Origin of the sequence: Kocuria sp. NBRC 114282, assembly GCF_030268385.1 — a bacterium.
Classification (GTDB): Bacteria; Actinomycetota; Actinomycetes; order Actinomycetales; family Micrococcaceae; genus Kocuria; species Kocuria palustris.
This window is the reverse complement of record NZ_BSQO01000001.1, coordinates 190,540-202,696: the sequence shown is the minus strand read 5'-3', so window position 1 is coordinate 202,696 and position 12,157 is coordinate 190,540. Positions and strand designations below refer to the sequence as shown.

Genomic DNA, 12,157 nt, shown 5'->3' with positions numbered 1-12,157 from the left:
GATGTGTCACGCACTTGCGGTCGCCCCCCGGCCGCGCGAAGACCTCAAGGAGACAGCTGTGAAGATCGGCATCATCGTGGGAAGCGTCCGTGACGGGCAGGTCGGCGCCTCCGTGGGCGAGTGGGTCCTGCGCCACGCCCAGGCCAAGGGCGGCGCCGAGTTCGAGCTCGTGAGCCTCAAGGACTTCGACCTCCCGGTCTTCTCCTCGGCCACCCTGCCCGCCATGGCGGACAAGTCCTACGACTCCGAGCAGGTCCAGGCCTGGTCCCGCGTGGTCGACGACCTCGACGGCTACATCTTCGTCACCCCGGAGTACAACCACGGCGTCCCCGGCGGCTTCAAGAACGCGGTCGACTCGCTGGGCTCCGAGTGGAACGGCAAGGTCCTCGGCCTGGTCGGCTACGGCGCCGTGGGCGGCGTGCGCGCGGTCGAGCAGTGGCGCCTGATCATGGCCAACTTCTCCCAGACCGTCGTGCGCGCCGCCGTGGATCTGAGCATCTTCACCGACTTCGCCGACGGCGCCGTGATCGACTCCGACCCCAAGGTCACGGCCCTGAACGGCGTGCTCGACGAGGTCATCGCCGCCGGCGCCTGATCGCACCCCGGCGGCCCCGAGCACCTGCGCTCGGGGCCGCCGTCGTCGTCACGCGCTCGGCGAAGCGGGCCCACCGGCACCCTCCCGGGCCACTAGCCTGGCGGTATGACCGACAGCACCGCCGCACCCGGACCCGCTCCCGCCGACACGCCGGAGGAGGCCATGACCTCCCTGGACGCCACGACCTTCGATCGCACGGTCCGCCCGCAGGACGACCTCTTCCGCTACGTGAACGGCCCGTGGCTGCGCGAGGCGCAGATCCCGGAGGACAAGGCGCTGATCGGCGCTTTCGTCGTGCTGCGCGACCGCGCGGAGGAGGCGGTGCGCGAGATCGTGACCGAGGAGCCGGGCGAGGACCCGGATCCGATCCGTGCGAAGATCGCGGACCTCTACGCCTCCTACATGGACGAGCAGCGCCTCGAGCAGCTGGGCGCGCAGCCTCTGGCCGAGGACCTCGCGGAGGTCGACGCCGTCCAGGACGTGCAGGGCCTGTCCCGCCTGTTCGGCCGCCTGCTGGCCCGCGGCGTGTCCTCGGTGCTGGGCGTGGACACCGACGCCGATCCGGGCGATCCCGGACGCAGCCTGGTCTTCATCGGCCAGTCGGGGATCGGGCTTCCCGACGAGGAGTACTACCGGGAGGCCCAGCACACCGAGATCCGCCAGAAGTACCGCGAGCACATCGCCCGGATGCTCGAACTCGCCGGGATCGAGCGCGCCCACGATGAGGCCGAGCGGATCTTCGGGCTCGAGACCGAGATCGCCCAGCGGCACTGGGACAAGGTCGAGGTCCGCGACCTCACCAAGATGTACAACCCCAAGTCGCTGGAGGAGCTGCAGCAGCTCAGCCGCAACCTCGATTGGAGCGCCCTGCTGCTCGAGGGCCTCGGGTTGCCGGCCTCGGCTGTGGAGACCGTGGTGGATCAGCAGCCGTCGTTCTTCGCCGAGCTCGATCCCCTGTTCGACGCCTCCCGCCTGGAGGACTGGAAGGCCTGGGCCCGCTGGCAGATCGTGAACTCGCGGGCGGCCTACCTCTCGGCGGCGTTCGTGGAGGCGGACTTCGCCTTCTACGGCACGGTCCTCTCCGGCACCCCGGAGCTCAAGGAGCGCTGGAAGCGCGGAGTCGGGCTGGTCAACGGCGTGCTGGGCGAGGCCGTGGGCCGCGTCTACGTCGAGCGCCACTTCTCCCCCACGGCCAAATCGCGGATGGACGAGCTCGTCCAGAACCTGCTGGCCGCCTACCGGCGCTCGATCGAGACGCTGGACTGGATGACCGATTCCACCCGCGCTGAGGCGCTGCGCAAGCTGGCGTCGTTCACCCCCAAGATCGGCTACCCGGAGAAGTGGCGGGACTACTCGCAGCTGGAGATCCGCGCCGATGATCTGGTGGGCAACATCGTGCGCACCTCGGAGTTCGAGCGCGCCGAGCTGATCCGCAAGGCCGGGAAGCCGGTGGAGAAGCACGAGTGGCTGATGACCCCGCAGACGGTCAACGCCTACTACCACCCGCTGCGCAACGAGATCGTCTTCCCGGCGGCCATCCTGCAGCCCCCGTTCTTCGACGAGGACGCCGAGGACGCCATGAACTACGGCGGCATCGGCTCCGTGATCGGCCACGAGATCGGGCACGGCTTCGACGACAAGGGCTCCACCGCCGACGGCGACGGCCGCCTGCGCAACTGGTGGTCCGACGAGGACCGCGCGGCCTTCGAGGAGCGCACCGAGCGCCTGGTCAGCCAGTACGACGGCCTGGTGCCGGACCAGCTCGCCGATCGCCCGGAGCCGCCGACGGTCAACGGGCGCATGACCCTGGGCGAGAACATCGGCGACCTCGGAGGGCTGTCGATCGCCTACAAGGCGTGGGAGCTCTCCCGCGGCGTGGTCGAGACCGCTGACGACCCGGACGAGGCCCGCGAGCGCGCCGGTGCGGATCCCGCGGCCTTCGGGGAGCAGGACGACGACGGCTTCACCCCGGCGCAGAAGCTGTTCCTGTCCTGGTCCTTCATCTGGCAGCAGAAGGCACGCGACGAGACCACGGCCCAGCGCCTGGCGGTCGACGTCCACTCCCCCAACGAGTTCCGCGCCAATCAGACGGCGCGCAACGTCGATGCCTTCCACGAGGCCTTCGGCACCACGGAGTCCGATCTGATGTGGCTGGACCCCCAGGAGCGCGTGCGCATCTGGTGATCAGCCCGGCTCCTGTCGGATGACTGCGGCCGGTCGCTCCCTGCGCAGGGGGGCGGCCGGCCGTCGTCGTACTCGTGCGGTGCTGGGACTCAGTCCTGCTGCTGCCCCAGAGGCTGCTCGGCCAGGGAGCCGGGGCGGAAGCGCCGGTTCGCCAGCGACGGCACGGTGGAGCGCACCTCGTCCACGCGTCGGGTGTCGATCTGGGTGATCAGCAGCCGCTCGCCCTCCTCGACCCGGGCGGTGAGCCCGCCCAGCGGATCGCGGACCTGGGAGTGCCCGACCGTGTGGTCGTTGAAGGTGTCCGCCGCCGCGATCCACAGGGTGTTCTCGATCGCGCGCGCGGCCAGCAGCGTCTCCCAGTGGCGGACCTTGTCCGGGCCGGAGAACCAGGCCGCGGGCACCAGGACGAGCTGGGCGCCGTCGTCGGCCAGGGCGCGGTAGAGCTCGGGGAAGCGGATGTCGTAGCAGGTGCTCAGCCCGATCCGCACACCGGCGACCTCGATGCTCGCCGTCCCCGCATCCCCGGGGCGGATGCGCTCGGACTCCTGGTAGGAGAAGGCGTCGTAGAGGTGCAGCTTGCGATAGGTGGCCAGCAGCGACCCGTCCGCGCCCACGGCCACCAGGGTGTTGTACGGGCGGTGATCGTCCGAGGGCTCGTAGGCTCCGGCGACGATCGCGATCCGCTCCTGATGCGCCAGCTCCTGCAGCGAGGTCACGAACGTGTCCCACTCGCGCGCCACGATCTCGGCGAAGCGGTCCTTGACCCCGGACTCCACCCCGAGCATCGCCTCCTCTGGGAAGACCACCAGGTCCGCGCCGCGAGCGGCGGCATCGGTGACGTGGCGGCGGATGGTCGCCAGATTGGCCGCGACGTCCGGGGCCGGGTCGATCTGGGCGAGCGCGAGTCGCACGGGGGATCCTCCTTGGTCTCGCCACCGCGGGCGGTGGCTGTGTCGGGCGTCCAGCGGAAAGCCTATGGCCCCCGGCGGACAGCCCGGAAGGCCCGGAAAGCCCGTGACACCGTGTGGCGCCCGGTAGCGTGGCTCCCATGAACCGCACTGCGCAGCCGCCCGGGGATCCCGAACGGTCCCCGTTCGCAGCGCGCCTGCTCGGCGGCGGCCTCGAGCCGGACCCGCGCTTCACCCTGGCCAACGAGCGGACCTTCCTGGCCTGGATCCGCACGGCCCTGGGGCTGCTCGCCGGCGGCATCGCGCTGGAGGCCTTCGCCGGGGACCTGATCCCCCAGGCCGTGCGCGTGGTGCTGGCGGCCGGGCTGATCGCCCTGTCCATGGTCGTGGCGATCTCCGCGAGCGTGCGGTGGCTGCGGGTCGAGCGCGCCATGCGCCGACGCTCCCCGCTGCCGCTGGCGATCATGGCCCCGGTGCTGTCCCTGGGTGCCGCATTGGCCGCCGGTGTGCTGCTCGGCGTCCTGATCGGGCGCTGAGCCACTCATGCCCCTCCCCCGCCGCCGCGACGGCACCGAGCCCCGCAGGCCCGACGGCCTCCGGGGCCCTCGAGGCGCCCGCGAGCACCCCTCCCACGACGACCCCGGTCTGCAGCCCGAGCGCACCTCGCTGGCCTGGGCCCGGACGCTGATGGCGCTCGTGGTCGCGGCCGCGCTGCTGCTGCGCTGGCTGCCCCATCACGGTCTGGCCGCCGTGCTCCCCCTGGCCGCCGCGGCGCTGCTGGCACTGGGCCTGTGGCTGCGGCAGGGCCTGCGCTACAGGCGCGGGGTGCACAGCGTGGCCCGGGAGGCCTCGGCCCCCGATCCGGTCGAGATCGTGGCGATCAGCGCGGCCGTCGTGGTGCTGGGGGCGCTGAGCCTGCTCACGATCCTGTGGGCCTGAGCGCCGAGGGCACGGAAGGAGGGCCCCGGTCTCCCGAGGCCCTCCTGCGTGCTGTGACGGCGGCTCAGCCGCGCGAGAGATCCGCCTGCGCGGGATCGACGGCCGGCTCCTTGGAGCTCAGCTTGTGCCCGATCCAGAAGGCCAGGAACAGCGGCAGGCCGATGTACGAGGACAGCAGCGACATGGGCGTCACCGTCCCGCTCACGAAGGCGTCGTAGCCCTGGCCCAGGATGACCAGCAGGCACATGATCAGCGCGACGATCGGGCCGGCGGGGAAGAACCGCGAGCGGAACGGCAGCTCGGACAGCGGCCGCCCCTGCGCCTTGAAGGCCCGGCGGAAGCAGTAATGCGTCCAGGCGATGCCCGCCCACACGATGAAGCCCGCCAGAGCCGAGGCGTTGAGCAGCCAGGTGTAGGCCGCGCCCTCGCCGATGAACGTGGTGAGGAAGGCCAGCAGGCCGAAGGACGAGGTCACCAGCAGCGCCCGCATGGGCACGCCGCGGCGGTTGACCTTGGCCAGCCAGGCCGGGGCCTTGCCGTCGGTGGCCATGGACCAGAGCATGCGCGTGGAGGCATACAGCCCGGAGTTGCCGGCCGAGAGGATGGCCGTGAGGATCACGGCGTTCATGACGGAGCCGGCGAAGGCCACGCCCGCGTTCTGCAGCACCAGGGTGAACGGCGAGATCGCGACGTCCTCGATGTCCGAGGCCAGCAGGTTCGGGTGCGTGTACGGCAGCAGGAAGCCGATCACGATGATCGCCAGCACGTAGAACAGCAGGATGCGCACGAACACGGTGCGGATCGCCTTGGGCACGGTGCGCTCCGGGTCCTCGGCCTCACCGGCCGCCACGCCCACGAGCTCGGTGCCCTGGAACGCGAAGCCGGCGACCATGAAGATCGCCAGGATCGACATGGGCCCGCCCACGAACGGCGCCTCCCCGTCGGTCCAGTTGCCGAAGCCGGGGGCGTCGCCGCCCATGATGCCCAGCACCATCAGCACGCCCAGCACCAGGAAGACGACGACGGCGGCCACCTTGATCGCCGAGAGCCAGAACTCACCCTCGCCGTAGGCCCGCGTGGACAGGGCGTTGAGCCCGAAGACGATCAGCAGGAACAGCGCCGACCAGACCCAGGCGGGGACGTCGGGGAGCCAGTAGCGCATGACCAGGGCGGCCGCCACGAGCTCCGCGGCCAGGGTGATGGCCCAGTTGAACCAGTAGTTCCAGCCGATCGCGAAGCCGAAGGACGGCGAGACGTAGCGCGCCGCGTGATCGCCGAAGGATCCGGAGGTGGGACGCCAGGCGGACATCTCGCCCAGGGACTGCATGAGCAGGAAGACCATGAGCCCGATCGCTATGTAGGCCACGAGCGCACCACCGGGCCCGGCCGTGGCGATCGAGTTGCCGGAGGCCACGAACAGCCCGGTGCCGATCGCACCGCCCATGGCGATCATGGTCATGTGCCGGGTCTTGAGGCTGCGGCGCAGGCCCTCGCCCTCGGACCGCGCCGAGGCGGGGTCCAGTCTGGTGCTCTGTGTGGACACGGTCAGTCACTTCCGACGTCGGGGATCGAACGGCGCCGCGACGGGCATCGATCAGTGGCGCCTGCATGCACGACGAGGCGCAGCACGCCCAAGGGGTCTGCCAGATGCTATCCGACACGGCGGGCGAGCCCGGTCCGCGCGCGGGACGGTGACGCAGCGGATGGTGACAGATCGGCACCCCATCAGGGCTGATGGGGTGCCGATCTGTCACCATCCCGAGCGCCTGTCCTCGCACGGGCGAGGCGGCGTCAGTCGATCAGGTCGCGCAGCTCGATCGTGTTCTCGCGGCCCGGGCCCACGCCGATCGCGGAGAACCGGGTGCCGGACATGGACTCGAGGGTCAGGACGTAGTCGCGCGCATTGGCCGGCAGGTCCTCGAGGGTCTGGGCCTGCGAGATGTCCTCCGACCAGCCGGGGAACATCTCGTAGATCGGCTTGGCGTGGTGGAACTCGGTCTGCGTCATGGGCATCTCGTCGTGGCGCACGCCGTCGACGTCGTAGGCCACGCACACCGGGATCTCCTCGAGCCCGGTGAGGACGTCGAGCTTGGTCACGAAGTAGTCCGTGAAGCCGTTGATCCGCGAGGCGTGACGCGCCATCACGGCGTCGTACCAGCCGGTGCGGCGCGGGCGCCCGGTGTTCACGCCGAACTCGCCGCCCACGGTGCGCAGCCGCTCCCCGGACTCGTCGAACAGCTCGGTGGGGAACGGACCGGCACCCACGCGGGTCGTGTACGCCTTGATGATGCCGATCGAGCGGGTCAGGCGCGTGGGCCCGATGCCCGCGCCCACGCAAGCGCCGCCGGTGGTGGGGTTCGACGAGGTCACGAACGGGTACGTGCCGTGATCGACGTCCAGGAAGGTGGCCTGCCCGCCCTCGAGCAGGACGGTCTCGTCGCGGTCCAGGGCGTCGTTGAGCAGGCGCGTGGAGTCCACGATCATGGGCGCCATGCGCTCGGCGTAGCCCATGAAGTAGTCCACGATCTCGTCGTTCTCGAACGCGCGGCGGTTGTAGACCTTGAGCAGCAGCTCGTTCTTCTGCCGCAGGGCGCCCTCGATCTTCTGGCGCAGGATCGACTCGTCCAGGATGTCCTGCGCGCGCAGGCCCAGGCGCCCGATCTTGTCCATGTAGGCGGGCCCGATCCCGCGACCGGTGGTGCCGATCGCGCGCTTGCCCAGGAACCGCTCGGTGACCTGGTCGAGGGTCTGGTGGTACGGGGCCACCAGGTGCGCATTGGCCGAGACGCGCAGCTTGGAGGTGTCCGCGCCGCGGGCCTCGAGGCCGTCGATCTCCTCGAACAGCGCCTGCGGGTTGACCACCACGCCGTTGCCGATCACGGGGGTGGCCCGCGGGGAGAGGATGCCTGCGGGGAGCAGCTTGAGCTCGAACTTGTCGCCGCCCACCACCACGGTGTGCCCGGCGTTGTTGCCGCCGTTCGGCTTCACGACGTAGTCCGCGCGGCCGCCGAGGATGTCCGTGGCCTTGCCCTTGCCCTCATCGCCCCACTGGGCTCCGACGATCGAGATGGCTGGCATGCGACTGCTCTCCTGACTGGGCCCGCACGAGGTCTGGATGCTGCGCCACGCGCCTTGTGGAGGCCATGGTGGATCGCGCGCCACGGGCCGGGGGCGCGACGGTCCGGGGCGATCCTATCGCGCGCCCCTCCCTGGCGGCCGTGGCAGATCTCGGGGGTTGACAAGCAGGGCCGCCTGGGGTGGTATCTATCTCGCTATCTATCCAGAGCGACCGAGAGACCTGGCTCGTCGACGTCGCAGCAACCATCCCCGCGGATCTTGCGGGGACCGGTGCTCCCGCCAGGACCGATGGAGCGTCTTCTCAGACTTCCGTGGTCCACCGGACCCGTGCCTTTCCGCGCATCGTCAGCGCCGGCACGGGCCTCCGTGCGCACCCCGTGGTCTGCCCTCCATCGGGCATCCACGGAAAGGCGAACACGGAATGCCCGATCACCACCCCGCAGCACCGCGCTCGGATCGTCCCCCGGAGACGGGGGCGCCGTCGCACCGCAAGCCGGTGCCCGCGCTGTCCTACGAGCTCTACCCGCCGCGCAGCGCAGCCAGCACCGAGTCCCTCCTGCAGACCATCGAGGCCCTGGCGCCCACGGTGCCGGACTACGTCTCGGTCACCGCGGCGGTCGATCCGCAGCGCCGCGTCCAGTCCATGGCGCTGCTGTCCCACCTGATCTTCGAGACCCCGCTGCGCCCCCTAGCCCACGTGCTGTGCACGGGAGTCACGGAGACGCAGCTGCGCGAGCTGATCCACGAGCTGCTGGACCTGGGCGTGCGCGGCGTCCTGGCCCTGCGCGGGGACCGGGATCCGGCCGTCGAGCCCGGCCCTGAGGAGCTGCCCTTCGCCCGGCATCTGGTGGACCTGATCCGCTCGGTCGAGCGCGGCCGAGCCGCCCAGCTGTGCGCCGGCAACGTCTCGATCGGCGTGGCCGCCTATCCGATCAAGCACCCCGAGTCGACCTCCGTGCACCAGGACCTCGAGGTGCTACTGGCCAAGCAGCGCGCCGGCGCCGACTTCGCGATCACTCAGCTCTACCCCGAGGCCGACGACTACGCGGCCTTCGTGTCCCGGGCTCGTCGCGCCGGAGTGGAGCTGCCGATCATCCCCGGGATCATGCCGGTCACGAGCCTGCGCCGGTACCTGCGCATCTGCGACCTGGCCGGCCTGGAGCCGGACCCGCTGCTGGCCCACGAGCTCGAGACGGCCGACTCGGACGCCGAGCGCCACCGGATCGGCGTCCGCTCTGCCGTGCACAGCGCACGCGCTGCCTTGGATTCCGGGGCTCCCGGGCTGCACCTCTACACGTTCAACCAGCACGAGGCCGCCCTGGACGTCCTGGAGCAGCTCGATTTGCCCCGCCCCACCCCTTCAGCCGGACTCGCCGGCCTCATCCCCGCATCCCAGCCCGCCGACGGGCGCCCCATCCGCACCTATGAGGAGACCGCAGTGACCATCTCGAACGACGCCCAGCCCGCCGCCTTCCCGACCGCCACGATCCTGGGCTACCCCCGCATCGGCCCGAACCGCGAGCTCAAGCGCGCGCTCGAGTCGCACTGGGCCGGACGCAGCGACCTGGAGCAGCTCGAGTCCTCCGCCGCCGAGCTGCGTGCCTCCACCGCCGAGCGCCTCGAGGGGCTGGGCCTGGAGCAGGCCTCGGCCGTGCCCGGCTCCTACGCGCTCTACGACCACGTGCTCGACACCCTGATCGCCGTCGGCGCGGTGCCGACGCGCTTCGGCGACCTGCGCACCGAGGCCGGAACCGTGGACCGCTCCGGGGAGTTCGTGCTGGCCCGCGGCGACGACGCCCGGCAGCCGCTCGAGATGACCAAGTGGTTCGACACCAACTACCACTACCTGGTGCCCGAGATCGGCGCGCAGACGCAGTTCGCCGCAGCGCCCGGCCGCCTGCTGGAGCAGCTGGCCGAGGCCTCCGAGCAGGGCCGGAGCCTGCGCCCCGTGCTCGTGGGCCCGGTGACCTTCCTGGCCCTGGCCAAGGACGACGGCACCGCAGCCGAGCCCATCGAGCCCCTGGATCGTCTCGAGGAGCTGCTGCCGGTCTACGGCGAGATCCTCGCAGCACTCAAGGATGCCGGCGCCGAGTGGGTGCAGATCGACGAGCCCGCCCTGGTCGCGGACCACTCCCGCCTCTCGCAGCAGGACCTGCGCGCGGCGATCGAGCGCGCGGCCGGATACCTGGGCGGGCTCGACGAGCGCCCCCAGCTGCTGCTCACCTCCCCCTACGGCGATGCGGGCGAGCTGCTCGGCGCGCTGACCGGCTCGGGTGCCGAGGCCGTGCACGTGGACCTCGTCCGCGGCGGTCTCACCGACGACCAGCTCGGCCTGTTCACTTCGGCAGACGCCCCGGTGCTCGTGGCCGGAGTCGTCAACGGGCGCAACGTCTGGCGCACCGACCTCTCCGCCGCACTCAAGCGGCTCGAGGGCTTCCGCGACGCAGGCGCCCGGGTCTCCGTGGCCACGTCGAACTCGCTGATCCACGTCCCGCACACCCTCGAGGCCGAGCCCGAGCTCGACTCCGAGATCCGGTCCTGGCTGGCCTTCGCCGACGAGAAGGTCCGCGAGGTCGCCGTCCTGGCACGCGGGCTCGCCGAGGGCCGCGGGGCCGTGGCCGCCGAGCTGCAGGAGGCCGACGAGGCCCGCCGCACCCGCGCTGCGGCCCCGGGTGTGCGCATCGACGAGGTCCGCGGCCGCACTGCCTCCCTCACCGAGGCCGACTCGCAGCGCGGCACCGCCGAGCAGCGTCGCGCAGCCCAGGCGGAGCGCTCGTTCGGCAGCGGCCGCCTTCCAGTGCTGCCCACCACCACGATCGGGTCCTTCCCCCAGACCGGGGAGGTCCGCCGCGCCCGCGCCGATCACCGCGCCGGACGGATCGACGACGCCGCCTACGACGGCTTCCTGCGCGAGGAGATCTCCCGGGTCATCGCCCTGCAGGACGAGCTCGGCCTGGACGTGCTGGTGCACGGCGAGCCGGAGCGCAACGACATGGTCCAGTACTTCGCCGAGCACTTCGACGGCTTCGCGACGACGGCCAACGGCTGGGTGCAGTCCTACGGCTCCCGAGCCACGCGTCCGTCGATCCTGTGGGGCGATGTCTCGCGCGAGGGCGAGGGGCTGCGCGGCGAGGCCTTCACGGTCCCGTGGATCACCTGGGCGCAGCAGCAGACCGACAAGCCGGTCAAGGGCATGCTCACCGGACCCGTCACCATCCTGGCCTGGTCGTTCGTGCGCGACGACCAGCCACTGGCCGAGACCGCCGATCAGGTGGCCCTGGCCCTGCGCGATGAGATCGCCGACCTCGAGGATGCCGGCATCGGCATCATCCAGGTCGACGAGCCGGCCCTGCGCGAGCTGCTGCCCCTGCGCCGAGCCGATCGCAGCGCCTACCTGGACTGGTCGGTCGAGTCCTTCCGCCGGGCGACCTCCTCGGTCGACGACGCCACGCAGATCCACACGCACCTGTGCTACTCGGAGTTCGGCGAGGTCATCGCCGGCGTAGACGCGCTGAACGCCGATGTCACGAGCATCGAGGCGGCCCGTTCGCGCATGGAGGTGCTGGCCGACGTCCGCGCGGTCGGCTTCGAGCGCGGGCTCGGCCCCGGCGTGTGGGACATCCACTCCCCGCGCGTGCCCAGCACCGACGAGATCGAGTCGCTGCTCATCCAGGCACTCGAGCACGTCAGCTCCGAGCTGCTGTGGGTCAACCCCGACTGCGGCTTGAAGACCCGCGGCTACGACGAGACCCGCACCTCGCTCGAGCACCTGGTCGAGGCCACTGCCCGCGTGCGCGAGAGCCTGGCGGCCAGTCAGGCCGCCTCCGTCGAGACGGCTGAGGCCTCCGAGGTCTGATCAGCCGTCCGGGCCTTCGCTGCTCGGCGACGACGGACGGCGCGGCCGCACCCCTGTTGCAGGGAGTGCGGCCGCGCCGTTCGCCATCAGGCCGTCGCCGGGGTCGACGTCAGCTCTGGAGCTGCTCGGCCGCCGTCGGGTCGGAGTCGTTGAGGAGCTTCTGGATGCGCTGGGCCTCGTCGAGCTCGCCGATGGCCGCTGCCGCCTGGCCCAGAGCTGACAGAGCGCGCAGGAAGCCGCGGTTGGGCGCGTGGCTGTACGGCACCGGGCCGTGGCCCTTCCAGCCGCTGGCGCGCAGGGCGTCGAGACCGCGGTGGTAGCCCACTCGGGCGTAGGCGTAGCCCTCGAGCGTCCGGCCGTCGGCCAGCGCCTCCTCGGCCAGGATCGCCCAGGGCAATTGCTCCTTGGGGAAGGCCGGCGCCAGGTCCTCGGCCTCGTCGCCGGCGTCGAAGCGCGCGACCATCTCCGCGTTCTCCTGCAGCAGGGTGGGATCGGGCTCGCCCAGCAGGTTCTTGCCGATGCTCGACATCGGTGCTCCTCTCGTCGTGCGTGCCCCGGGCTCCCCGGGACGCTCTGCTCCCAGCCTAGGCGTGGTGG

Annotated in this window: 9 protein-coding genes and 1 riboswitch; of the genes, 5 read left to right on the top strand and 4 right to left on the bottom strand. The window is 71.4% G+C overall.

Translation table 11 applies throughout. The annotated features are described in order from the left end of the window. The first annotated feature begins 58 nt into the window (after positions 1-58). Both QSJ40_RS00970 and QSJ40_RS00965 read left to right on the top strand, forming a co-directional pair. Positions 59-595, top strand: coding sequence for an NADPH-dependent FMN reductase (locus tag QSJ40_RS00970; protein ID WP_268144532.1), 537 nt, complete (start codon positions 59-61; stop codon positions 593-595). A 105-nt stretch (positions 596-700) separates the two neighbouring features. Continuing rightward, complete coding sequence (locus QSJ40_RS00965; protein WP_285728363.1) at positions 701-2,779, top strand: M13 family metallopeptidase; 2,079 nt, start codon at positions 701-703, stop codon at positions 2,777-2,779. Positions 2,780-2,868: 89 nt separating this feature from the next. Here QSJ40_RS00965 and QSJ40_RS00960 read toward each other — a convergent pair whose 3' ends face one another. Beyond that, positions 2,869-3,690, bottom strand: a complete 822-nt coding sequence (locus QSJ40_RS00960; protein ID WP_058872003.1) for a carbon-nitrogen hydrolase family protein — start codon at positions 3,688-3,690, stop codon at positions 2,869-2,871. A gap of 137 nt (positions 3,691-3,827) precedes the next feature. Here QSJ40_RS00960 and QSJ40_RS00955 point away from each other — a divergent pair, with 137 nt between their 5' ends. Both QSJ40_RS00955 and QSJ40_RS00950 read left to right on the top strand, forming a co-directional pair. Further along, positions 3,828-4,223, top strand: coding sequence for a YidH family protein (locus QSJ40_RS00955; RefSeq protein WP_285728362.1), 396 nt, complete (start codon positions 3,828-3,830; stop codon positions 4,221-4,223). A 7-nt stretch (positions 4,224-4,230) separates the two neighbouring features. Then, positions 4,231-4,626, top strand: a complete 396-nt coding sequence (locus QSJ40_RS00950) for a DUF202 domain-containing protein (RefSeq protein ID WP_285728361.1) — start codon at positions 4,231-4,233, stop codon at positions 4,624-4,626. 64 nt (positions 4,627-4,690) lie between these two features. Here the strand turns inward: QSJ40_RS00950 and QSJ40_RS00945 are convergent, their stop codons facing one another. Together QSJ40_RS00945 and QSJ40_RS00940 are read right to left on the bottom strand one after the other, a co-directional pair. Next, on the bottom strand, positions 4,691-6,085 hold the full coding sequence (locus QSJ40_RS00945) for an amino acid permease (RefSeq protein ID WP_285728864.1): 1,395 nt from the start codon (positions 6,083-6,085) through the stop codon (positions 4,691-4,693). 332 nt (positions 6,086-6,417) lie between these two features. Continuing rightward, on the bottom strand, positions 6,418-7,704 hold the full coding sequence (locus tag QSJ40_RS00940; protein ID WP_285728360.1) for an adenylosuccinate synthase: 1,287 nt from the start codon (positions 7,702-7,704) through the stop codon (positions 6,418-6,420). A gap of 195 nt (positions 7,705-7,899) precedes the next feature. Next, positions 7,900-7,999: riboswitch (SAM riboswitch) on the top strand. A gap of 126 nt (positions 8,000-8,125) precedes the next feature. On the opposite strand from QSJ40_RS00940, the gene metE reads away from it, so the two are divergent. Next, a complete protein-coding gene (gene metE, locus QSJ40_RS00930) occupies positions 8,126-11,560 on the top strand; it encodes a 5-methyltetrahydropteroyltriglutamate--homocysteine S-methyltransferase (RefSeq protein ID WP_352155810.1) in 3,435 nt (1,144 codons plus the stop codon). 109 nt (positions 11,561-11,669) lie between these two features. On the opposite strand, the gene QSJ40_RS00925 is transcribed toward metE, so the two are convergent. Then, the gene (locus QSJ40_RS00925) at positions 11,670-12,089 is read right to left on the bottom strand and encodes a DUF3151 domain-containing protein (RefSeq protein WP_285728359.1); all 420 of its coding nucleotides are present in this window, start codon (positions 12,087-12,089) and stop codon (positions 11,670-11,672) included. Positions 12,090-12,157: the final 68 nt, after the last annotated feature.